General features: G+C 40.5%; 24 protein-coding genes. 12 read left to right on the forward strand and 12 right to left on the reverse strand.

Features of this window, described 5'->3' with window-relative positions:
* Positions 1 to 31: 31 nt before the first annotated feature.
* The 4 genes from ABXZ32_RS11535 to ABXZ32_RS11550 all read left to right on the forward strand — a co-directional run bounded on the left by ABXZ32_RS11535 (position 32) and on the right by ABXZ32_RS11550 (position 3365).
* Positions 32 to 856 (forward strand): thymidylate synthase, encoded by an 825-nt coding sequence (locus ABXZ32_RS11535; RefSeq protein ID WP_354618829.1) that lies wholly within the window; start codon positions 32 to 34, stop codon positions 854 to 856.
* A gap of 75 nt (positions 857 to 931) precedes the next feature.
* Positions 932 to 2092 carry an ergothioneine biosynthesis protein EgtB gene (egtB, locus tag ABXZ32_RS11540; RefSeq protein WP_354618830.1) on the forward strand — a complete coding sequence of 387 codons (1161 nt, stop codon included), beginning with the start codon at positions 932 to 934 and terminating at the stop codon, positions 2090 to 2092.
* A gap of 16 nt (positions 2093 to 2108) precedes the next feature.
* The gene (locus tag ABXZ32_RS11545; protein WP_354618831.1) at positions 2109 to 3080 is read left to right on the forward strand and encodes an L-histidine N(alpha)-methyltransferase; all 972 of its coding nucleotides are present in this window, start codon (positions 2109 to 2111) and stop codon (positions 3078 to 3080) included.
* Positions 3081 to 3083: 3 nt separating this feature from the next.
* Complete coding sequence (locus ABXZ32_RS11550) at positions 3084 to 3365, forward strand: DUF427 domain-containing protein (protein ID WP_354618832.1); 282 nt, start codon at positions 3084 to 3086, stop codon at positions 3363 to 3365.
* Between the two features lie 29 nt (positions 3366 to 3394).
* On the opposite strand, the gene ABXZ32_RS11555 is transcribed toward ABXZ32_RS11550, so the two are convergent.
* Positions 3395 to 3691, reverse strand: coding sequence for an isoamylase early set domain-containing protein (locus ABXZ32_RS11555; RefSeq protein WP_062058321.1), 297 nt, complete (start codon positions 3689 to 3691; stop codon positions 3395 to 3397).
* 149 nt (positions 3692 to 3840) lie between these two features.
* On the reverse strand, positions 3841 to 4926 hold the full coding sequence (locus tag ABXZ32_RS11560; RefSeq protein ID WP_354618833.1) for an aminotransferase class V-fold PLP-dependent enzyme: 1086 nt from the start codon (positions 4924 to 4926) through the stop codon (positions 3841 to 3843).
* A 59-nt stretch (positions 4927 to 4985) separates the two neighbouring features.
* Here ABXZ32_RS11560 and ABXZ32_RS11565 point away from each other — a divergent pair, with 59 nt between their 5' ends.
* Entirely contained in the window at positions 4986 to 5390 is a 405-nt protein-coding gene (locus tag ABXZ32_RS11565) for a 2TM domain-containing protein (protein WP_354618834.1), read from the forward strand.
* Positions 5372 to 5872, forward strand: coding sequence for a dihydrofolate reductase (locus ABXZ32_RS11570; protein ID WP_354618835.1), 501 nt, complete (start codon positions 5372 to 5374; stop codon positions 5870 to 5872). The genes ABXZ32_RS11565 and ABXZ32_RS11570 overlap by 19 nt, the downstream gene beginning before the upstream one ends.
* Here the strand turns inward: ABXZ32_RS11570 and murI are convergent.
* The 8 genes from murI to ABXZ32_RS11610 form a co-directional block, all read right to left on the reverse strand.
* Positions 5869 to 6657: a glutamate racemase gene (murI, locus tag ABXZ32_RS11575; RefSeq protein WP_354618896.1), complete on the reverse strand. Its 789-nt coding sequence runs from the start codon at positions 6655 to 6657 to the stop codon at positions 5869 to 5871. The genes ABXZ32_RS11570 and murI overlap by 4 nt on opposite strands.
* Before the next feature lie 156 nt (positions 6658 to 6813).
* On the reverse strand, positions 6814 to 7323 hold the full coding sequence (locus tag ABXZ32_RS11580; protein WP_062058312.1) for an OmpH family outer membrane protein: 510 nt from the start codon (positions 7321 to 7323) through the stop codon (positions 6814 to 6816).
* 61 nt (positions 7324 to 7384) lie between these two features.
* Complete coding sequence (locus ABXZ32_RS11585; RefSeq protein WP_354618836.1) at positions 7385 to 8215, reverse strand: OmpH family outer membrane protein; 831 nt, start codon at positions 8213 to 8215, stop codon at positions 7385 to 7387.
* Positions 8216 to 8320: 105 nt separating this feature from the next.
* Positions 8321 to 10897 carry a BamA/OMP85 family outer membrane protein gene (locus tag ABXZ32_RS11590; RefSeq protein ID WP_354618837.1) on the reverse strand — a complete coding sequence of 859 codons (2577 nt, stop codon included), beginning with the start codon at positions 10895 to 10897 and terminating at the stop codon, positions 8321 to 8323.
* Between the two features lie 4 nt (positions 10898 to 10901).
* Entirely contained in the window at positions 10902 to 11642 is a 741-nt protein-coding gene (locus tag ABXZ32_RS11595; RefSeq protein WP_354618838.1) for an isoprenyl transferase, read from the reverse strand.
* Between the two features lie 9 nt (positions 11643 to 11651).
* Positions 11652 to 12344, reverse strand: coding sequence for a type IX secretion system protein PorG (porG, locus tag ABXZ32_RS11600; RefSeq protein WP_354618839.1), 693 nt, complete (start codon positions 12342 to 12344; stop codon positions 11652 to 11654).
* Positions 12345 to 12462: 118 nt separating this feature from the next.
* Positions 12463 to 13344 (reverse strand): NAD kinase, encoded by an 882-nt coding sequence (locus ABXZ32_RS11605; protein ID WP_354618840.1) that lies wholly within the window; start codon positions 13342 to 13344, stop codon positions 12463 to 12465.
* Positions 13345 to 13349: 5 nt separating this feature from the next.
* On the reverse strand, positions 13350 to 14006 hold the full coding sequence (locus tag ABXZ32_RS11610; protein WP_354618841.1) for a CBS domain-containing protein: 657 nt from the start codon (positions 14004 to 14006) through the stop codon (positions 13350 to 13352).
* Positions 14007 to 14095: 89 nt separating this feature from the next.
* Between ABXZ32_RS11610 and ABXZ32_RS11615 the strand changes: the two genes are divergently transcribed.
* The 6 genes from ABXZ32_RS11615 (at position 14096) to clpX (ending at position 19619) form a co-directional block, all read left to right on the forward strand.
* Positions 14096 to 14821, forward strand: coding sequence for a pyridoxine 5'-phosphate synthase (locus ABXZ32_RS11615; RefSeq protein ID WP_354618842.1), 726 nt, complete (start codon positions 14096 to 14098; stop codon positions 14819 to 14821).
* Positions 14821 to 15597: an alpha/beta fold hydrolase gene (locus ABXZ32_RS11620; RefSeq protein WP_354618843.1), complete on the forward strand. Its 777-nt coding sequence runs from the start codon at positions 14821 to 14823 to the stop codon at positions 15595 to 15597. The genes ABXZ32_RS11615 and ABXZ32_RS11620 overlap by 1 nt, the downstream gene beginning before the upstream one ends.
* Before the next feature lie 150 nt (positions 15598 to 15747).
* Entirely contained in the window at positions 15748 to 16089 is a 342-nt protein-coding gene (locus ABXZ32_RS11625; protein WP_354618844.1) for a phage holin family protein, read from the forward strand.
* 106 nt (positions 16090 to 16195) lie between these two features.
* Positions 16196 to 17518 (forward strand): trigger factor, encoded by a 1323-nt coding sequence (gene tig, locus ABXZ32_RS11630; protein WP_354618845.1) that lies wholly within the window; start codon positions 16196 to 16198, stop codon positions 17516 to 17518.
* A gap of 88 nt (positions 17519 to 17606) precedes the next feature.
* Positions 17607 to 18287, forward strand: a complete 681-nt coding sequence (clpP, locus tag ABXZ32_RS11635; RefSeq protein ID WP_354618846.1) for an ATP-dependent Clp endopeptidase proteolytic subunit ClpP — start codon at positions 17607 to 17609, stop codon at positions 18285 to 18287.
* Positions 18288 to 18383: 96 nt separating this feature from the next.
* The gene (clpX, locus tag ABXZ32_RS11640; RefSeq protein WP_354618847.1) at positions 18384 to 19619 is read left to right on the forward strand and encodes an ATP-dependent Clp protease ATP-binding subunit ClpX; all 1236 of its coding nucleotides are present in this window, start codon (positions 18384 to 18386) and stop codon (positions 19617 to 19619) included.
* Here clpX and ABXZ32_RS11645 read toward each other — a convergent pair.
* Together ABXZ32_RS11645 and ABXZ32_RS11650 are read right to left on the reverse strand one after the other, a co-directional pair.
* Positions 19616 to 20161 (reverse strand): dienelactone hydrolase family protein, encoded by a 546-nt coding sequence (locus tag ABXZ32_RS11645; protein WP_354618848.1) that lies wholly within the window; start codon positions 20159 to 20161, stop codon positions 19616 to 19618. The genes clpX and ABXZ32_RS11645 overlap by 4 nt on opposite strands.
* 73 nt (positions 20162 to 20234) lie before the next feature.
* A complete protein-coding gene (locus ABXZ32_RS11650; RefSeq protein WP_354618849.1) occupies positions 20235 to 21749 on the reverse strand; it encodes a GH3 auxin-responsive promoter family protein in 1515 nt (504 codons plus the stop codon).
* Positions 21750 to 21769: the final 20 nt, after the last annotated feature.

The raw sequence follows: 21769 nt of genomic DNA on the forward strand, positions 1-21769 counted from the left end.
CCTTTGGTTGTGGAAAAAAGTTTAGCGACCCATGAAACAATACCACGATTTACTCCGACACGTATTAGCATCAGGAAACCAAAAAGGGGACCGCACGGGAACAGGAACCATTAGTGTTTTTGGCCATCAGATGCGATTTGATCTCAGTGAAGGGTTTCCAATGGTCACTACCAAAAAACTACATTTAAAATCCATTGTACACGAATTGCTCTGGTTTTTAAAAGGGGATACCAACGTTACCTACCTGCAAGAAAATGGGGTGCGCATCTGGAACGAATGGGCCGATGACAATGGAAATCTAGGTCCGGTTTACGGGTATCAATGGCGAAATTGGAACGGGGAAGAGATTGACCAGATCAAGGAAGTGGTCACCTCCTTAAAAAATAACCCCAACAGCCGCCGAATGATGGTTACCGCTTGGAATCCAAGCGTATTGCCAGACACCTCGGTTTCTTTTGCCGAGAATGTGGCCAACGGAAAAGCCGCATTACCTCCATGCCATGCATTTTTTCAGTTCTATGTGGCCGACGGCAAGCTTTCCTGTCAATTGTACCAACGCAGCGCGGATATCTTTTTAGGGGTGCCTTTCAATATAGCCTCCTACGCCTTGTTCACATTGATGATGGCCCAGGTATGCGATCTTCAACCAGGGGAATTTATTCACACTTTTGGAGACGCCCATATCTACAACAACCACTTGGAGCAGGTAGAATTACAACTGAGCAGAGAACCAAGACCCTTACCTAAGATGGTTCTGAATCCTGAGGTGAAAGACATCTTCGATTTTAAGTTTGAGGACTTCACCTTGGAAGATTACAATCCACATCCTCATATCAAAGGAGCAGTAGCGGTTTAGGTTAATCCTTGTCACGTTAGGGTTAAAACGAAAAAAGATAAATTAAGTATCTTTATAAGTATTAACCCAAGATTGATGATACTTACCCAAACACTCTTGGATTTCTTTATAGAAACCAGAAAACATACCGAAAGCATATGCGCTCCCTTGGAGATAGAGGACTATGTGGTGCAGCCAATGGCGGATGTTTCTCCTCCAAAGTGGCATTTAGGCCACAGCACGTGGTTTTTTGAGGAATTCATCCTAAAAAAATATAAAAAAGGCTATCAGGTTTTTGATACCGACTTTTCTTTTGTTTTCAATAGTTATTACGAATCCGTAGGAAAAAGGGTTGTTCGCTCAGATCGCGGGAACCTTTCCAGGCCTTCTGTAGAGAAAGTCTATGAATACCGCAGCTATGTGACTGCAGCTGTGGTAAGCTTGTTTGAAGAGCCCATAGATCCAAAATTGGAAGCAGTATTGGAGATTGGGATCCACCATGAAAAGCAACACCAAGAATTATTGCTCACGGATATCAAGTATATTTTGGGCAACAATCCCTTACTTCCACCCTACGCCAACACCTACAGTGAACACCCGCATGAAAGTGCTTCCCAGGAATGGATAGAAATGGACGAGGGCATCTACGAAATTGGACATAATTCTGACCAATTTTGCTATGACAATGAATTGGGACGCCATAAAGTATACCTCCATTCCTATCAAATCTCCAGCACATTGGTAACGAATGAAGAATACCTGGAATTTATGAATGCCGGGGGATATGAACATTTTGAATTCTGGCATGCCGAAGGATGGCATTGGGTGAATACCGATCTGATAAAAGCTCCCCTTTATTGGTACCAAGTAGAAGGCTCCTGGCAGTACTACTCTTTGGAAGGATTGCAAAAAATTGACCCAAAAGCCCCAGTTACCCACCTCTCCTATTACGAAGCCTTTGCTTTTGCACTATGGAAAGGGTTGCGACTCCCTACCGAATTTGAGTGGGAAGCGGCACAAGGGCAATTCTCATGGGGCAAGCGTTGGGAATGGACCGAGAGCGCCTATTTACCCTATCCCAATTACCAAAAAGCTGATGGAGCCTTAGGAGAATACAACGGTAAGTTCATGGTAAGCCAGAAAGTTCTCAGGGGAGCTTCTATCGCTACTCCCAACAAGCATACAAGACCAACATACCGTAATTTTTTCCCACCTTCGGCCCGGTGGCAGTACACAGGATTAAGGTTGGCAAAATAATTTCGACAAAATAAATATGCACAAGAATACCCGCACCATAACGATGTCCCAATTTGAGGAAGAAGTGTATGCCGGATTAACGGCGAACCCAAAATATTTATCCTCTAAATATTTTTATGACGCTAAGGGCGACAAGATATTCCAAGATATCATGACTATGCCAGAATATTACCTGACAGATTGTGAATACAATATCCTGGAACATCATAAGGAAGACATTTCTGCCCTATTTTCCGAAGGCTCAAATAGCTTCAATCTCATTGAATTGGGGGCCGGGGATGGGAAAAAGACCAAAATTCTGCTTAAATATCTGGCAGAACACAAGTTGGATTTCAAATATCTGCCAATTGATATTAGTCAAAATGCTTTGGATCAACTGGAAAAATCTCTCCAAAATGAAATCCCTTCCTTAAAAACAGAACCCTTACAAGGCACTTATCTTGAAACTTTGGAAACCATCAACTCCATTAGGGATATAAAGAAAGTAATACTCTTTCTAGGCTCCAATGTCGGAAATCTGTTGCACCCACAGGCCGTAACTTTTTTAAAACAGGTTCAGGCATCTATGAAAGCGGATGACATATTTTTTGTTGGGTTCGACCAGAAGAAAAATCCACAGACTATATTGGATGCCTACAATGACGAAGCGGGAATTACGGAGGCATTTAATAAGAATATATTAGTGCGTATAAATACAGAATTAAAGGGTGACTTTGTAACGGACAACTTCCTCCATTGGGAAACATATGATCCCGAAACTGGAACAGCTAAAAGCTTTTTGGTCTCTAAAAAAGAACAGACCGTTACGATTAAAGAGCTGGACTTGACCATTACCTTGAAGCCTTGGGAAACAATACATACGGAAATATCCCAAAAATATGATGACGAGGTGGTCTCATGGCTGGCCAAAGAAGCAGGACTGAAGATTGTAGCACAATTTTCAGATGAAAACAAGTACTATAAGAACTATGCCTTTAAAAAAATATAGAAGATGAAAGCAATTTGGAACAATACCGTAATAGCAGAAAGTGACCACACGGTGGTAGTGGAAAACAATCATTATTTCCCTGCGGACAGCATTAAGAAACAATACTTTAAACCCAGTTCCACACATACCACATGTGCATGGAAAGGCAAGGCATCTTATTATTCCCTAGAAGTAGATGGGGAAGAAAACAAGGATGCGGCCTGGTACTATCCAGAGGTAAGCGAATTGGCCAAAACAATTAAAGGCCACGTAGCATTTTGGAAAGGAGTCACCATTGAAAATTAAATCAATGGTGACCTTCCAATTTTAATTTTTTATAGTGCTAAAATAGGATTCTCTGTCCCAGCAAACTCATTCCACTTGAAACCATCGGCTTCAGCTTCGGTAGCGTAATTACCATCTATCAAATACTTAAACTCGTATGTATTTTCTACAGGTAAATCAAACGTACCCTTAAAAGTTCCGTTCTTTAATTTTTTCAGTACATTTTTCTTTGGATCCCAATCATTGAAATCACCTACAACAGCAACTTTTTTAGCGCCCTCTGCAGGAACAGTGAAAGTTACTTTACAAACTGGTTTTGTCTTAAGGTATTGTTTAGCTATTGCCATAATTCTGTTATTAAATTATAGCGCAAAAAAACGGATTAATAAGCTCGCCCACAATGATTTACATCATATTTATCAATTTGATAATATTATGGGGCCTTTTGATTAACATCGACAAAAAAGTGTCGATTAAATTCTGATGTACCTAATGGTTAAATAGTTGATTTTAGAAGCTTTACTATTTTTTGGATGTCCTTTTCTGTATTATAGATATGAAAACTTAGGCGGATGCCTCCTCCTCTTTGTGCGCAGAGAACATCATTCTCTGTCAATTTTTGAAAAAGCTTGTCTCCCCCTTTTATATTGAAAATGGTGCTGTGACTTGTTCTGTTCACAACAGCCTCGTCCAAAAGGCCCAAAGTGGTCAATTCGCCTTTTGCAAATTCCGATAAGGTCTTAAGGTGGCCCGAAATGGTGTCCATCCCTATTTTGGAAAGAAAGTCAAGCGAAAATTTAAGGCTGCCAAAATTCAAGGTATCCAAATGGCCTGGCTCAAAATGCTTGTTAAAAGAAACGGCATCCTTTGCCGAAAGATCTAAAGTGGTGGAATTGAATCCGACTGACTTGGGAGAGAATACATTTTTTACACCATCTTTAAACAACATAAACCCATTGCCATACCCGGCCAATAGCCATTTATAGCCACTGGCACCGAGGATGTCTATCCCAGATTCCCCAAAGTTAAAACTCTCCGTACCGCAATATTGGGTCCCATCGGCAATAATGATCAGTTCTGGAAAGTCCTTCTTCAAGGTCTTTAAAAACTCAAGATCAATTTTAATGCCGTTCAGCCACTGCACCAGACTTAAGGCCAGCACCGTAATTCCTTTGGTTTTTACTGTCTGAAGTATATTCTGCTCCAAATGTTCATCCAAGGCAATTGTGGAAATGTCATACCCCCTATTTTCGAAAGGCCAATTAAGTGACGGGTAATCCCCTTCTATCAATAAGACCTTATGTTCCTTGGGCAAGCCCTCGAGCAACAAGTTTATTCCGATAGAAAAATTTGGGATCAAGGCCACATTGGAAGGATCACATCCAAAAAATTGTCCGACTGTTTTACGGGTATTTCCCAGCAATTTGTGTGACTTCGCCTTCATGATACTCCCTTCTATCAAAAAATCTAGATCGTGTTCTTGGCGCCAGTCCAGCAGATCGTCGTACAGCAACCCTGAGGCAGCGGTATTGGCATAAACATATTGGCTAAGGACAGGAAACTGCTTTATAATCTTTTGCATATGGAACCGAAATGATAATTAGTAATTGGCTTATCTTTGTAGGTAAAGATACTTATTCCATGTTTTCCAGAAATAAAACTACATCAAAAATAGACACAGATCAGCACGAGCTATTGGAGCATGCCCAAGAAAGGATCAAGGTAAAAAAAAGGCTTTATAACCATTTTATCATCTTTCTTATAGGAAGTGTGTTTCTAGTATTGATCAACAAAATCTTGAAGTATGGCGAAGCCTACGATTGGTTCATATGGGCCATTACTTTTTGGGCCTTTCTTTTTGTGATCCATGCCGTAAACGTGCTATTTTCCAGAAAGTTCATGGGCCTCGAATGGGAACGCAAGCAACGTGAAAAATTAGTTGAAAAACAAAAACGACGCATCGCTGAAATCCAGAAGGAAATAGAGACCGATTTTCCTTTGTCCAACATCAACCAAAAAAAAGATTCGTGGGAAAAATTACCATAATAGCCGCTGTTGCGGATAACAACGCCCTGGGCAAGGACAATGATCTCCTTTGGCACCTCCCGGACGATTTTAAACGCTTTAAACAGCTGACCACCGGGCACAAGATCATCATGGGAAGAAAGACCTTTGAAAGCTTTCCAAAACCTTTGCCCAACAGACACCATATCATCATCACCAGAGATAAAGGCTATCATGTTGAACATCCCAATTGCACCATTGTCCACTCCCTATCGGACGCCTTGGCTTTAGTTGAAAACGAAGACCTATCTTTTGTAATTGGGGGTGGGGAAATCTATAGCTTGGCCATGCCCTATTGCGACATCCTAGAAGTCACCAGGGTACATGGGGACTATGAGGCCGATGCCTTTTTTCCTGAGATCGATCCTTCCAATTGGAAATTGGTCCGTGAAGAATATCACGGGAAGGATGAAAAACATGCGGTAGATTTCACCTATAGGACCTTTATCAAAAAGGAAAACTAAAAATCCAGATAAGCCGTTTTGTACTGGGCCTCCACATCGGTCAGAAAACTGGCTAAGATGTCCGGATTTGCATTGGTGTAAAACAGATGGCTCCCTTTTTTTACAGGAGGGGCCGAGAGGTTATTCTCCTTCAATATTGCCATGGTCTGCTTTGCGATGGCCGCACCGGAATCTAAAATCTCCACGTGAGCCGGTATCATTTCTTTTAGCACCGGGATCAAATACGGATAATGGGTACAACCAAGTACCAAATAATCCATTCCTTCAGCCAACATGGGTTCCAAGTACTTTTGCAATAATTCTTTTGTTTCGGGAGCATGCACCTTTCCCGCTTCTATTAAAGGTACCAGGCCGGTTCCTACCTGCACTATTTTGTTGATACCTCCTGCATGATTTTGTGAAGTGGTAAAAAAGAGTTCGCTGGACAAAGTTCCTTTGGTGGCCAATACCCCCACAGTTTTAGATTTGGATCGTAATGCCGCCGGTTTTATGGCAGGTTCGGTACCGATAAACGGGATAGAATAATGTTCCCGTACATAGGAGATGGCATTGGTGGTCGCCGTGTTACAGGCCACAACGATAAGCTTACAATCTCTGGCCAGCAAAAACTCGATATTCTTTATGCTCAACTGAAGAATTTCTGCTTTTGACCGCTCCCCGTAAGGGGCATTTTTACTGTCTGCCAAATAAATGGTATCCTCATTGGGAAGTAATTTTTCAATTTCCCTCCAAACCGAAGTACCGCCAATACCCGAATCAAAAATGCCGATCGGCCTGTTGTCCATATTGTTCATTCTGCAATTAAAAGTATGAAGTTACACGCTAATACCCATAGGAATTTATATAAATTATCATCTAGGCATTCCAATTCCTTAAACCCCTAAAAACAAGAAACCACACAATTGCTTGTGTGGTTTCCCTTAAACTAAAATTCTAATTTCTTAGAAGCCCAATTGCTTCTTTACATCAGGCAATAGATCTTTACCTTTAGCTACGATCAAGCCACCACCTTGGGTTGCATCGATCACATAGTCATATCCAAGAGTAGCGGCAACCTTCTCAATGGCTACTTTAGCTTTCTCAGTGATAGGACCCATTAGCTCCCCTTGCTTCTTTTGCAATTCTTGGTAAGCTGCTTGCTCGGCTTCCTTAATATTCTTATCGAATCCTTGTAATTCCAAAGCTCTCTTTTCGTTCTCTTCTGGAGTCTTAGAAGCAGATTCGTTAGAATATTGGGTGTATTTATTTTTCAATTCGGTCATAGAGCTTTCGATATCCGCTCTATAAGTTTCCTGTAATTTTTTTAATTCTGCTTGCGCCTTTTTCATTTCTGGCATCTGAGACAATAGTTGTTCCACATTGATATGTGCTACCTTGCTCTGAGCATTAACAAAACTAGTAGCTCCTACAAACAATACAATCGCTACTGCTATTTTCTTTAAGTGTTTCATGATTTTAATTACTATTTACGTGTTAAATTAATGGTTTCAAATTTCTGCGAAGTTCCAATTCTCAGTTGACCGTGTCCTTTTTTACTTCGCCTTCTTTTCTTTCTTCTAGTTTAGCTTTTCGCTGGGCCTCGCGTTCTTCCAGCAATTTGTTACGCCTTGCCTCGTATGCCTTTTTACGCTCTTCCCTTAATTTTAGCTGTTCTGCTCTTTTTTCCTCAGCGCTTTTTTCCCTCGCTTCTTGGGCAGCTCCAGCTTTTTCTATTCGTTCTTGGAGCTCCTCGGATATCACTTCCTCATCTGGCTCCTCGTCACCTTCAAAAGCATCCAAACGACTTTGGATATTATTACCTTTTAAGGGCTTGCTTATTTTTCTAGTCCTAGCTATACCCCTAAGCACCAAGTCACTGATATCGTGCCTTTTTTCGGAATACAACATTACAACATCTGCAGAACTATCAAAAATAAAATCATATTTTTTATTGGCTCCAATCTTCTGTACCTCATTAAATACCTGATCTTGGATGGGCTGTATCAATCTTCGCTTTTGAAGGACCAAATCTCCCTGCGGCCCAAAGCGATCTTGTTGGTATTGAAACATTTCGTTTTCCAGCACCTGTATTTCTTCCTCCCGCTCAGCTATCAGTTCATTGGTCAACAGCACTTTTTCTGCCATCAAGTCCTTCTTCATCTGTTCCACCACACTCTGCTTCTGTTCTATCTCCACTTTCCATTTCTGGACCTTGGTTTCCAACTGCGCATTTGCATCTCGGTACTCCTCTACATTTTCCAGGATGTACTCCATATCTACATATGCTATCCTTACCCCGCGTTGGGCAAAAATGGCTGTTGAAAAGAATACAGCTGTTATGATTAAAAGAACTTTCGTTTTCATCCTGTTTACTTTTTAGTATATAGAAAATATCGTGCCAAAATAAGTAAATAATTTAAAATGAATATATTTCTTGTTTTAACACGCATGGGAAAGTTCATAGGATTCCTAGAATTGCTGCCCGATAATAAAGTGTGTCTGCCATCCGCTAGGACCAACAGAACCAGGGATATTATCTGAATCAAACCCGTAACCAAAATCTATTCCCAAAAGACCAAAGGCTGGCATAAAGATACGCAATCCTACCCCTGCCGATCTTTTAATTTGAAATGGATCGAACTCACTAAAACTATTAAAGGAGTTACCACCTTCCAAAAAGGCCAGTCCGTATATAGAAGCCGACGGCTTCAATGTCAACGGATACCTTAGCTCCAAAGAGAACTTGTTGTATACAACGCCCCCATCTTGCTCTTGCCTACCCGTTGCTGGGTTTATGCTGTACGGCGTTAAGGATTGGTTCTCATACCCTCTCAACTGTACTACATCCCTACCGTCCAAAGTAAAGTTACCCAAACCATCACCTCCAACAAAGAAACGCTCAAAAGGAACGTTACCAATGTCGCTATTGTAATTACCTAGGAAACCAAATTCAGCATTGGAACGCAACACCAGTTTGTCTACGAGATTAGTGTACCAATCTCCTTTAAAGTTAACCTTATAAAATTCTTGCCATTTAAATCGTTCACGGTCTACATCTTCTAAAGCTTCCAAATCCCTATTTTCTATTGCCGTTTGCTCATCCTGGTTCAATTGGCTGTAATCCTTCCCGTTAAATAAGGAATAAGGCGGAGTGAACTTGGCCGTGATCTCAAAATTTGAACCTCCCATTGGGAAGATCGGATTAGGACCTGAAGATTTACGTGATATTCCAAAGGTATATGCCAAGGAATTAGATTTTCCATTACCAAAATTGAACAAGCCAATATTGTAATCCTGGAAATTATACAATTGATACCCTAGGGAGTGGGAGACGGTAAAAAAATCGTCTGGCCACTGTAGACGTTTTGCCAACCCTACAGAAACACCTGTTATGGAAAACTGCCTATCCTTATCTATATCCCTATTCACAAAATCGTACTGAAACTGCTGTGTCCTAGAAAGGGACATGTTGAAACGCACTGGTTTTTTACCTCCCAACCAAGGTTCGGAAAAGTTAAGGCTATACACCCTAAAGGTCCTACTGGCCTGTAAACGCAGGGCCATGGTCTGTCCGTCACCCATAGGCACGGGCTTATAGGCTTCCCCATTAAATATATTCCTTAATGAGAAGTTGCTAAAGGATAATCCCAAAGTACCGATGAAGCCACCCCCACCGTAACCACCTTGCAATTCTATCTGGCTAGATCCAGACTCAACCAAACTATAGTTGATATCTACCGTACCATCGTTAGGGTTTGGGTTGATAATGTCTGGCTTAATATTTTCAGCATCAAAGAAGCCCAATTGGCCCAATTCACGAATACTACGGATGATATTGTCCTTACTGTATTTCTGTCCTGGACGCGTCCTTAGCTCCCTAAAGATTACGTGGTCATTGGTCTTGTCATTCCCTTCTACCGTTACATGGTTCAAGAAAGTTTCCTTTCCTTCAATGATTCGGATCTCAAAATTAATGGTGTCGTTCTGTGCAGATACTTCCACTGGGTTCACACTGGAGAACAGGTACCCATTGTTTTGGTACAGGTTGGTTATATCTTGTCCGTCTGGCTTACTGTCGTCTGCAATACGTTTTTTAAGCAATACCCCATTATAGGTATCCCCTTTTTTAATTCCGATAACTTGGCTCAACACACGATCCGAGTATACGGTATTTCCAACAAAATCTATTTCCCCAAAGTAGTACTTATTCCCTTCTTCTACCTTGATCTTTAGGTTGACGTTGTTTTCATCTACCTTAACAAGGGTATCAGAAATCACCCTGGCATCCCTAAATCCGTTTTCGGCATATTTCTCAATCAAGGATGTTAAATCTTCCTTATAGTCGGCCTGAATATATTTCGATTTTTTCCAGAAGCGATAAAACTTCTTTTGCTTGGTATTCTTTAGGGATTTGGCCAGTTTTTTATCGGAAAGCTGTTCATTCCCTTCAAACTCAATATCCTTGATCTTTACCTTGTCGCCTTTTTTGATATTGATCACCATTTTCTGGGTATTGCTTCCCACGGTATCGGTGGCGGTTGCAATGGTCACTTTGGTGTTCAGGTATCCCTGCTTCTTGTACTTGTTCTGAAGGTAGTTTTTGGTATTGGCGATTAAACTCTCGGTAATCTTTTTACCCTTTTTAAGATCAGTATCCTTAATGATATCTTCTACCTTCCTTTTCTTCACACCATAAACGGTGACTTCAGATAAGGTTGGGCGTTCCAGAATATTAAGTTCAAGGAATATCTTATCGTCTTCGATATTGGTAATATAGAAGGAGATATCACTAAAAAGTTCCAAGCCCCACAACTTATTGATGATGGCGCTTATTTCCTCTCCAGGGATAGTGATGGGCTGCCCCTCCCTTAGTCCTGTATAGGTTTTTACCGTTTGCTCGTTGTAACTTTGTAGGCCCGTTACTTCCAGACCCCCTAAAATATACTTTTTACCATCCTCATAGGACGTGTCCTGCGCGGTGGTTATAGTGGTAAAAAAAAGTAGTAGGATTGTTGTTAAAAGTTCAAAGGATATGAACTTTTTCATATCGCTAGTTAAGTTGTTCGCTAGTTTTTCCAAATCTTCGTTCTCTGTTTTGGTAATTTATAATGGCCTCTACCAAATGATGCTCTTTAAAATCGGGCCAAAATACATCAATAAAATATAATTCGGCATATGCAATCTGCCAAAGTAAAAAATTGCTTATTCTACGCTCTCCGCTAGTCCTTATTAGGAGATCTACATCAGGCAAATTATGCGTGTAAAGATGGTTATTTATAATCGTTTCATCAATCTTTTCAGGAGAAATTATATTATTTTTAACTTTGATACTTATTTGCTCCACGGCATTTCTGATTTCTTCCCTTGCACCATAGCTCAGTGCCAAAGTTAGGGTCATTCCAGAGTTTTCCGATGTTTTTTCCATCACTTCCTTCAACTCCTTATTGGCCTTTTTGGGCAAGGAGTCTATATTGCCGATCGCGTTTAAACGGATGTTGTTTTTATGGAGGGTTTTCAATTCTTTCTTAAGAGAAGAGACCAAAATTTTCATCAAGGTATCCACTTCCAGCTTTGGCCTGTTCCAGTTTTCTGTAGAAAAAGTATATAGGGTAAGATATCCAATACCGATCTTCGCACAATTTTCCACAGTTTCCCTTACAGTCTTCACGCCATTCTCATGACCAAAAACACGCAATTTCCCCTGTTTTTTGGCCCACCTTCCATTACCGTCCATGATAATGGCCAAATGCGCCGGCAAATTTTGATTGTTGATATCTTCTATAGTGTTCATCATCCCATTTTACTCAAAGCAATCACGACACGGTTTCCTACCAAAGGTATAGGTCAGGGTCATTCCTGAAAAAACGTACCAATCATCACTAAAAACATTCCCAAATTTAAACTGCTCATAATTGGACCCTACAGGGTTACTGCCATCCAAATTATCCGTAAAGGTATATCTACCTCCTATTTCCGCTCCCAAAATTAAAAACTGGTTAATTCTGAGTTTAGCCCCGACCGTCATGGGAATGGCAAAAGACCCATCTCGTTGTCCTCCTTCAATCTCCTGCAACTGTCCAGCATCAAAATAGGCATAGTCATACCTAAAATAGGTAAGCCCAGTGTATAGATAAGGCGTAAACGCAGGCCCTAATCGGTGTAAATTATATTCCACAAAATTAAACTCCAATCCGGCGGACACTTCTAAAAGGGAATTATCCATCACATATCCCCTATTTTGTCTCGAGGGCATATCCGATTTAAAATCATCTGCCGTAAATTTTCCATATATGGCACTTGCACGCCATGCATACCTTTTGCTTTTATTCCATTTGAACAATCCTCCAAACGCCGGACCAGAAGGCAAAATATAGTTGGTTCTCCCAACATCGCCTATGTTATTGGCCCCTCCCGCAAAAATACCCACTTCGTAGGTTTGTGCGCTCAGTTGACCAAATAGCATTACTAGAATTACAACAAAAAATATCCTCATAAATCCCAAAAGTTTGCAAATATAACCATTTCAGCTTTTTAGCCTAGTGAAATGGACATACATGTAGTCTCCTTTTTGATAAACAATAATTAGCTTCGTTTATTGTTCGGTACACGGGTCAATTTCTGCGATCTTCCCCCCATAACAATTTGTTGCGAAGTGTTTTAAAAAAACTCTCAGAAGTATATTCGATCATCTTGATGGAAAAACCTGCCTTTTTAAGTAAAATCTCCTTGCCGCTTTTTAAGGTGGCAATACGTGAATCCAAAGACAGCAAATGGTATTCTTCGCGCCCAGTAACGCGCAGTCGTATTTCGGTATTATCAGAAACCACAAGGGGCCTGGCATTAAGGTTATGGGGTGCAATTGGGGTCAACACCAAAGACTTTGCTGTTGGCGCAATTACCGGCCCTCCACAACTCAAGGAATATCCTGTAGATCCCGTAGGCGTGGAAACGATGAGACCGTCTGCCCAATAGGAAGTTAAATACTCATTGTTCAAATAGGTCTCCACGGTAATCATAGAGGTGGTATCCTTACGGCTTACCGTAATTTCGTTAAGCGCAAAATTTAGGTCGCCAAATTCTGGGATGGCCTCATCTGCATGCACCTCCAGCAAACTTCGTTCAACAATGGTATAGGCCCCGGATACAAACTCCTGTACCACTTTACGGACATCCTCTTTTTTAAAGGTGGATAAAAACCCTAACCTCCCAGTATTGACACCAACTATTGGGATATCCAATTCCCGAACATAGGTAATGGCACGTAGAATGGTTCCATCCCCTCCAAAACTGACGAACATGTCAAAGGAATCGTCCAAACCGCTAACCATATTAAAGGTCTTGTGCGACGCCAGCTTCCCAGATGAAAATAAAAGTTTGTAAAATTCTTCTTCAAAATAAGCCTCAGATTCGGTCTTTTGAAGTTCGTCCAAAAAAGCAACGACATAATCAAGGGCATTATTTTGGTACGTTTGACCGTATATGGCAACCTTCATACAGACTAAACGTTTAGATATTTATCCAAATAATCTGAACGTTGTTTTAGATTCTCTAAAAACTGATCGTCCGAATTGCCAAAAAGTATAGTGTAGTTGTATCTTCTAAATGTCTGTATAATATCGTTGATCTCTGTAGCCCTAATTTTAATGGTTACCTGCACCACGTCATTTTCCATATCGGTGACAAAGCCTCCCAATAATCTGGAATTGTTGCTTTCCACAATCTGCGCAATCTCACTAAAAGAGTAGTCCTTTATTCCTTTAGCAATCACAAGAATACCCCCAGGCTCTGTAAAAAAGGGAGTGCCTATAAACAAAGCAACAACGTCTGTTAGATTATAGTAACCTATCATTTTTTCTTCCATATCCATCACTGGAATCAGGTTGGCCTCATTTCTGGCAAAAACCTCCAGAACGTCTAACCAGGAAGTTTCCAAGGTTACAAAAAACGACTCCAAGTTGAATCTGTAATCTTCTATCTTTTTATTTCCTTCGAAGGTCTCCAAGTCATTTTCACTCAAAAGTCCCATAAATTTACCCTCATCGGTCACTGCCACATGGGAATAGGTAGTGTCCTTAAAGAATTTGATGACTTCCTTTAATGAATCCCCTATTTCAAATACGGGGATATTTCTAATAATGCGGGATTGGATCTCCATAATCTTAAATATAATGCAAATTACTAATTAATAATGGCAAAAAGCATGCCTTATTTGTATTTTTGCGTGGAATTATTCAGCATTAGAACATGACAAAACTCAGTGTAAACGTAAATAAAATAGCAACTTTAAGAAATGCGAGGGGCGGAAATGTTCCCGATCTTATCAAAGTTGCCATGGATATAGAGGCTTTTGGAGCGGAAGGAATCACCATACACCCCCGCCCAGACGAAAGACACATTAGGTATCAGGATGCCCGTGACCTCAAAAAGGTGGTCACTACCGAATTTAATATAGAGGGTAATCCAGTTCAAAAGTTCATGGACCTAGTGTTAGAAGTAAAACCAACCCAAGTCACCTTGGTTCCGGACAGTGTGGATGCCATTACTTCCAATGCCGGCTGGGACACCATTAAACACAAAGATTTTCTGAAAGAGGTAATCTCTACTTTTAAGCAGAACGGAATACGCACCTCAATTTTCGTAGATGCCAATACCAAAATGGTAGAAGGGGCCGCAGAAACCGGTACTGACAGGATAGAACTATACACAGAAAGCTATGCGCATGCTTATCTGGAAGGTGATGCCGAACGCTGCAGGGCCGGAATCCTTCCTTTTATAGAAGCTGCAAAAATGGCCCATAGCTTAGGCTTAGGCATCAACGCAGGGCACGACCTAAGCTTGGACAATATAAAATATTTCAAAGAAAACATCCCCCATCTTTTAGAAGTCTCCATAGGGCACGCCCTAATTTGTGAGTCGCTTTATCTTGGTTTGGAGAATGTAGTGAACATGTATTTAAACAAACTGAAGTAATGCCATTATTATATTCGAATATCTTAGGAAAAGGAACCCCTTTGATGATCCTTCACGGCTTTTTGGGCATGTCGGATAACTGGAAGACCTTGGGTACCCAATATGCAGAAGAGGGTTTTGAGGTTCATTTAATGGACCAAAGAAACCACGGAAAAAGCTTTCACTCCAGCGAGTTTAATTACGATCTGCTGGCCAAGGACGTCTATGATTACATACAACACTACCAATTGAAGGATGTAATTGTGATCGGACATTCCATGGGTGGAAAAACGGCCATGCAGTTGGCCTGCTCCTACCACAATGTAGTCTCCAAGTTACTGGTAGCCGATATTGCTCCCAAATACTATCCGCCACATCACGATGAAATTTTAAACGGATTAAACGCCTTAGACCTTACCACTATTAGTTCCAGAACGGAGGCTGACAAACAATTGGCCAAGCACCTTACCAATTTTGGGGTACGTCAATTCTTGCTGAAAAACCTGTATTGGGAAAGCAAGGAGAAACTTGGATTCCGTTTCAACCTGCCCGTATTGAGCACAAAAATGGAGGAAGTGGGTGAAAATATTGGGTCTACCGCCAATTTTCAAGGCCCTACCCTATTCTTAAGAGGCGATAAGTCAGAATACGTGACCATGCAGGATCTCCCTGAAATAAAAAGGCATTTTCCATTAGCAGAATTGGATACAATAGCAAAGGCTGGGCATTGGCTTCATGCCGAAAATCCAGAGGCATTTTTTGAAAAATCCATGGCTTTTATGAAAAATCAGGGCTAATTGGGTAAATACCAAGGCGATTGCATTTTAAGAGCATCCTGAAATCAAGTGGAGAAAATGTAATCAAAACACCCTACTTACAGGCATTGGCATTTCAATTTATTGTTTACATTTAACGTAGCTAACAAGACCCAACCTAAAAATTAAGAGATGAAACTAATATTAAGAATATTATTGAGCGCCCTTGCAGTTGTTATATTGGCCAAAATTTTGCCGGGGATTGGGGTAGACTCCTATACCACAGCCATAATTGTTGCCATTGTCCTGAGCCTCCTGAACTTTATCGTAAAACCAATATTGGTCATATTGACCCTACCAATTACCATTCTGACCCTTGGCCTTTTCCTCTTGATCATCAATGCCATTATTATCCTTTTGGCCGATAATCTGATATCAGGTTTTGAGGTTACCAACATATGGTGGGCCCTGCTTTTTAGTCTTTTACTGTCCTTTCTACAATCCATATTATATTCTCTCCTAAAAGAAGATTAAAATATTTGAGTTACGGTTTGACATTCAGTAATTTAAAAACTTGGCGAACTTATTAAAATGTACTACTTTTGCATCCCATTTTATTTATGTAAAATTCGATACAGAGATGAACATCACAAAAGAGCAGATTGACGAGTTAAATGCTGTTGTAAAAGTTGCCATAACAAAGGACGATTACAAGGACAAAGTAGAAAATATCTTAAAGGACTATAGAAAGTCAGCCAATATCCCAGGTTTTAGAAAAGGCCAGGTTCCTATGGGCTTGATAAAAAAACAATACGGGAAAGCCGTTTTGGTTGATGAAGTGAACAAGCTTCTTCAGGACAACCTGAACAAATACCTTACCGAAGAAAAATTGGATGTTCTTGGAAACCCACTTCCAAAACAACAGGACAACTTTAACTGGGATGCCGAAAATTTGGATTTTGAATTCGAATTAGGATTGGCACCGAGCTTTGAGATCGATCTTAAATCCAAAAAAGCCATCACCCATTACCAAATTGTTGCCGATCAGAAAATGATTGACGAGCAAGTAGAACGTATTCAAAAACAATACGGGAAATTGGTCAACAAAACAGAGGCTGGCAAAAAAGATGAGATCACTGGAGTTTTCAAAAATGAAGAGGAAGGAATTGACAAAAAATCAAACCTTGAGCTAGATCAAATCTCCAACAAAAAGGCAATCGACAGTCTTTTGGGCAAAAAAGCAGGAGATGTAGTCACTTTAAAAACCAAAGGCTTGTTCAAAGAAGATCACCTTCTTGCAAATATCTTGGGAATTCAGGCCGATAAAGCTGAAAATTTAGACATCGAGGTTACTTTCACAATTGAGGAGATCAACGAAAGGGAGCCAGCTAAATTGGACCAAGAGTTGTTTGATAAGCTTTTTGGAAAAGATGTGGTTACCTCTAAAAAAGAGCTTGAAGCAAGAATAAAAGAAGATTCTGAAAAGCAGTTTGAGCAACAAGCAGATCAGAAATTGCTGAATGATGTTACCGAGTATTTTATTGAAAATACAAAATTTGACCTTCCTGCAGATTTCTTGACAAAATGGATTCAGTCTACTGGTGAAAAGCCGTTGACAGAGGAAGAGGCAAAGGCAGAATATGAAAAATCTGAAAAAGGATTGCGTTATCAATTGATCGAAGGTAAGATCATTAAAGAAAACGATATTCAAGTACAATTTGACGAGTTAAAAGATTTCGCCAAAGGTTTTATCAAAACACAAATGGCACAATTTGGACAAATGGACCCTAAAGAGGAAGAATTGGACAACATTGCTGCAAGGGTTTTATCCAACCAGGACGAGGTTCGCAGATTGTCTGAACAATTGATGAGCCAGAAACTATTGAAACTATACAAGGAGAAAGCAAATTTGAAAACTAAAGAAGTGACCTACGAGAACTTTGTGAAAGAAGTTTATGGGTAGTTTTCAAAAATAATTTAAGTATCTTTACGGTGCCGGAAATTATTTTTCGGCACCTTTTTTTGTTTCAAAAAAATATAGAAGAAAACACATGGATTACGGAAAAGAGTTCAAGAACTACGCTATAAAAGACCAAGGGATCAGCAGCATGTACTATGACAAAATCATGAGTACCATGTACCCGTCGGCAATGACCCCCAACATTATTGAGGAAAGACAACTAAATGCAATTGCAATGGATGTTTTTTCCAGGTTGATGATGGACAGGATCATTTTTTTAGGAACCGGCATCAATGACCAGGTCGCCAATATTGTACAAGCACAATTGTTGTTTTTGGAAAGTGCGGATGCCTCCAAGGACATTCAGATCTATATCAACTCTCCAGGAGGCAGCGTTTATGCCGGTCTTGGAATATATGACACCATGCAATTCATAAAACCAGATGTGGCCACTATCTGTACAGGTATTGCCGCTTCTATGGGAGCTGTATTGTTGTGCGCAGGCGAAAAAGGCAAGCGCAGTGGGTTAACGCATTCCCGAGTTATGATTCACCAACCTTTAGGTGGTGCTCAGGGACAGGCAAGTGATATAGAAATTACTGCCAGGGAAATTCTTAAACTTAAAGATGAATTGTACCAGATCATTTCCAAGCATTCCGGACAGACTTTTGAAAAGGTGAACGAGGATAGCGATAGGGACTATTGGATGAAAGCCAATGAAGCCTTGAAATATGGCATGATCGATGAAATATTAGTAAGGGATAGCAAATAATCCCGACAAAGGAATGAGGTACGGAAATATAATTCCGTATAATTAAACCAAAAACACGATACAAACGTTATTGTGTTTTATGTTACCCCCAATATTATGGCAAAAGAAAATTTAGAATGCTCTTTTTGCGGAAGGAAGAAACCAGAGACCAATCTATTGATTGCTGGTTTGGATGCACACATATGTGACAGATGTATTGAGCAGGCGCACGGAATAGTTGCCGAAGAATCAAAACAATCGGACAAGAACGATCTTTCTTCTGAGTTGACCCTTAGGAAGCCTTTGGATATAAAGGAGTTTTTAGACATGTTTATCATAGGACAGGATCGCACCAAAAAGGTAATGTCCGTTGCAGTATACAACCACTACAAACGATTGTTACAGCCCAAGAGCAAGGAAGATGAGATAGAAATTCAAAAGAGTAATATCATCATGGCCGGGCAAACGGGAACAGGAAAAACATTGATGGCCAAAACCATCGCTAAAATGTTGAATGTACCTTTGGCAATTGTTGATGCCACGGTATTGACTGAAGCTGGTTACGTAGGTGAAGATGTTGAAAGTATCCTTACCAGGTTACTTCAGGCAGCCGATTACAATTTAGAAAAAGCTGAGCGTGGAATCGTATTTATTGATGAAATAGACAAGATAGCCCGCAAAAGCGACAACCCTTCCATAACAAGGGATGTATCTGGCGAAGGCGTACAACAAGGTTTGTTAAAGCTTCTTGAAGGTACGGTTGTAAATGTCCCACCAAAAGGAGGACGTAAACATCCAGATCAAAAATTTATTGAGGTCAATACGGAAAATATCCTGTTTATTGCCGGTGGTGCCTTCGATGGTATTGAACGTATCATTACCAAACGCTTGAATATGCAAGCTGTAGGTTACAGTGCCTCCAAAGCAGAGGACAATCTGGACAATACCAATATCCTTCAGTACATCATCCCTAGGGATTTAAAAGAATTTGGTCTGATTCCTGAGATTATTGGGCGTTTACCGGTTCTTACACATATGAATCCGTTGGATGAGGAAACGCTAAGAGCAATCCTTACCGAACCTAAGAATGCCATCATCAAACAATATGAAAAATTGTTTGCCATGGATAACATTAGCTTTAAAATTACGGATGAAGCATTGAACTACATCGTAAAGAAAGCTATTGAATACAAATTGGGTGCTAGGGGATTGAGATCCCTATGTGAAGCCATTTTCACCGATGCTATGTTCGAATTACCGAGCAGCGATGAAAGTGAATTCAAAGTAACCAGAACCTATGCCGAGGAAAAACTTTCCTTTGTGACATTGAAAAAACTAAAAGCAGCTTCTTAAGATTGAAGCTGCTTTTTTATAGCTCTACCCAATAGGTCTTTACATACCTTTTGTATAATTTTTTCATCCGAGTACAGATCATGTCCAAAGTTGGGAATGATCTCTAATTCCATTTCCATGTTTTTGGCCCATTCATCGGAAGGTCTAAATTCATCCTTACCTCCATAAATTAAATTCGTCTTACAATTGGGCTTCTCCGATTCATTTCTGATCCGTGTTGCCGAAACATTGTAAAGAGATTTCATTTTCAACCCGGCAAGCGCTGCTTTCCAAGCAATGGTACCTCCAGTACTGAAGGCCAAATAATGGCTGGGTACAGTCTCTTTCTTCAATAGATGCTTAACAGCGGTATCTATACCCCCGTTTACAAAGGCCTGATGTACATTTTTATTAGTGTCTACCGCCAAATCAATGTTCGCCAATTGCTGGCAATCATAAAATACGATGTCAAAATGTTGCTGCAAATATCCTAGATAAGAAGTGATCCAGAGTCCTTTTTTCGCACCCCACATATCTGATAATACTACTAGTCGTTCTGCCATAATAAAAAGTTTTTAGGTTAATAGGGGACAATTATTAACGACAATTTGCGTCAATTTCCGCCAAAAACACTATTTACTTGTTCATTTGTAGCAATTCTTCGACATAAGTCCTTTCATTGGACAATCGTGGTATTTTATGTTGACCTCCAAGTTTGCCTTTGGATTTTAGCCAATCGTAGAAAAGATTATGACGTGCAATATGCACTTTTGGCATATTTAAAGTCATATTGTGATAGCGTTTTGCCTCGTAATCCGAATTCAGGGATTTAAGGGCATTATCCAATATTTCCGTGAAGTATTCGATCTCTTCGGGCGGCGTTCTGAATTCAATGATCCACTCATGGCCTCCCTTTTCCTTATCGCTCATAAAGATGGGGGCAGCGGTATAATCCTTAATTTCGGCACCTGTTTTTTTACAGATACTTTTTAGGGCCTCCTCCGCGTTTTCTATGATCAATTCCTCCCCAAATACATTGATATGGTGCTTGGTCCTACCTGTTACCTTTATGCGGTATGGATCTGTAGAGGTAAAGCGAACCGTATCCCCTATCTTGTAACGCCATAGCCCTGCATTGGTCGTGATAAGGATGGCATAGTTCACTTTGGGCCTTACTTCCCACAAAGGCACCACCCTTTGCTCCAAGGTTCCGTAATTGTCCATGGGGATGAACTCATAGAATATTCCATAGTCCAACATCAACAAAAGATCATCGGCATGGTTTCTATCCTGTATGGCAAAAAAGCCCTCGGAGGCATTATAAATCTCGTAATAATTAAAGTTTTTTCTGGGCAGTAAAGATTTGTATTGGTCCTTATAAGGCCCAAAATTGACCCCTCCATGGAAATAGACCTCCAAATTTTCCCACACCTGGAACAGATGACTCTTGCCCGTCTCCTCCAATACATTGTTCAAGAGCACCAACATCCAAGACGGTACGCCGGCCAAACTGGTGACATTTTCCTGCACGCATTCTTTAATGATTGCCTGCATTTTGGATTCCCACTCGCTCATTAAGGACACCTTATTACTCGGGGTACTGCTCAATTCTGCCCAAAACGGCATATTGTCTATCAGGATAGCAGAAAGGTCTCCAAAGAAAGTGCCATTATCCTGGTACAGCTCCTTACTACCCCCTAGTCGAAGACTCTTCCCCGTAAACAGCTGGGAATTTTCGTTATTGTTAAGATAGAGGCACAACAGATCCTTGCTCGACTTATAATGGCAGTCTTCCAAGGCCTCACTGCTCACCGGAATAAATTTGCTTTTCGCATTGGTGGTCCCACTACTTTTTGCAAACCACTTGATAGACGTGGGCCAGAATATATTTTGCTCCCCTCTTCTGGCACGTTCTATCATGGGCTCAAATTCCTCATAGGAAACTATGGGCACCCGTTCTGCAAAGGTTTTATAATTGGGGATGGACCTAAATCCGTATTTTCTTCCAACTTCCGTATCCTCGGCAATTGACAATAATTGGCGCAACACCTCTTCCTGCACTTCTCCTGGATATTTCAAGAAAAGTTCTATCTGGTGATCTCGCTTTTTCAGCAACCAAGATGCGATGGAATTAAATAATGGTATTGGCATTTTTCGGTATCTTTATCCTA

Origin of the sequence: Sediminicola luteus (assembly GCF_040566555.1) — a bacterium.
Classification (GTDB): Bacteria; Bacteroidota; Bacteroidia; order Flavobacteriales; family Flavobacteriaceae; genus Sediminicola.

What these genes read in the sequence shown, in the direction of transcription:
- ABXZ32_RS11595 (WP_354618838.1), bottom strand. Translation starts at nt 11,642, where the DNA reads ATGAACACTATAGAAGATATCAACAATCAAAATTTGCCGGCGCATTTG.
- clpP (WP_354618846.1), top strand. Translation starts at nt 17,607, where the DNA reads ATGGATTACGGAAAAGAGTTCAAGAACTACGCTATAAAAGACCAAGGG.
- murI (WP_354618896.1), bottom strand. Translation starts at nt 6,657, where the DNA reads ATGGACAACAGGCCGATCGGCATTTTTGATTCGGGTATTGGCGGTACT.
- ABXZ32_RS11650 (WP_354618849.1), bottom strand. Translation starts at nt 21,749, where the DNA reads ATGCCAATACCATTATTTAATTCCATCGCATCTTGGTTGCTGAAAAAG.
- porG (WP_354618839.1), bottom strand. Translation starts at nt 12,344, where the DNA reads ATGAGGATATTTTTTGTTGTAATTCTAGTAATGCTATTTGGTCAACTG.
- ABXZ32_RS11545 (WP_354618831.1), top strand. Translation starts at nt 2,109, where the DNA reads ATGCACAAGAATACCCGCACCATAACGATGTCCCAATTTGAGGAAGAA.
- ABXZ32_RS11550 (WP_354618832.1), top strand. Translation starts at nt 3,084, where the DNA reads ATGAAAGCAATTTGGAACAATACCGTAATAGCAGAAAGTGACCACACG.
- ABXZ32_RS11565 (WP_354618834.1), top strand. Translation starts at nt 4,986, where the DNA reads ATGTTTTCCAGAAATAAAACTACATCAAAAATAGACACAGATCAGCAC.
- ABXZ32_RS11535 (WP_354618829.1), top strand. Translation starts at nt 32, where the DNA reads ATGAAACAATACCACGATTTACTCCGACACGTATTAGCATCAGGAAAC.
- ABXZ32_RS11590 (WP_354618837.1), bottom strand. Translation starts at nt 10,897, where the DNA reads ATGAAAAAGTTCATATCCTTTGAACTTTTAACAACAATCCTACTACTT.
- ABXZ32_RS11625 (WP_354618844.1), top strand. Translation starts at nt 15,748, where the DNA reads ATGAAACTAATATTAAGAATATTATTGAGCGCCCTTGCAGTTGTTATA.
- ABXZ32_RS11555 (WP_062058321.1), bottom strand. Translation starts at nt 3,691, where the DNA reads ATGGCAATAGCTAAACAATACCTTAAGACAAAACCAGTTTGTAAAGTA.
- clpX (WP_354618847.1), top strand. Translation starts at nt 18,384, where the DNA reads ATGGCAAAAGAAAATTTAGAATGCTCTTTTTGCGGAAGGAAGAAACCA.
- tig (WP_354618845.1), top strand. Translation starts at nt 16,196, where the DNA reads ATGAACATCACAAAAGAGCAGATTGACGAGTTAAATGCTGTTGTAAAA.
- ABXZ32_RS11615 (WP_354618842.1), top strand. Translation starts at nt 14,096, where the DNA reads ATGACAAAACTCAGTGTAAACGTAAATAAAATAGCAACTTTAAGAAAT.
- ABXZ32_RS11610 (WP_354618841.1), bottom strand. Translation starts at nt 14,006, where the DNA reads ATGGAGATCCAATCCCGCATTATTAGAAATATCCCCGTATTTGAAATA.
- ABXZ32_RS11580 (WP_062058312.1), bottom strand. Translation starts at nt 7,323, where the DNA reads ATGAAACACTTAAAGAAAATAGCAGTAGCGATTGTATTGTTTGTAGGA.
- ABXZ32_RS11585 (WP_354618836.1), bottom strand. Translation starts at nt 8,215, where the DNA reads ATGAAAACGAAAGTTCTTTTAATCATAACAGCTGTATTCTTTTCAACA.
- ABXZ32_RS11645 (WP_354618848.1), bottom strand. Translation starts at nt 20,161, where the DNA reads ATGGCAGAACGACTAGTAGTATTATCAGATATGTGGGGTGCGAAAAAA.
- ABXZ32_RS11620 (WP_354618843.1), top strand. Translation starts at nt 14,821, where the DNA reads ATGCCATTATTATATTCGAATATCTTAGGAAAAGGAACCCCTTTGATG.
- egtB (WP_354618830.1), top strand. Translation starts at nt 932, where the DNA reads ATGATACTTACCCAAACACTCTTGGATTTCTTTATAGAAACCAGAAAA.
- ABXZ32_RS11560 (WP_354618833.1), bottom strand. Translation starts at nt 4,926, where the DNA reads ATGCAAAAGATTATAAAGCAGTTTCCTGTCCTTAGCCAATATGTTTAT.
- ABXZ32_RS11605 (WP_354618840.1), bottom strand. Translation starts at nt 13,344, where the DNA reads ATGAAGGTTGCCATATACGGTCAAACGTACCAAAATAATGCCCTTGAT.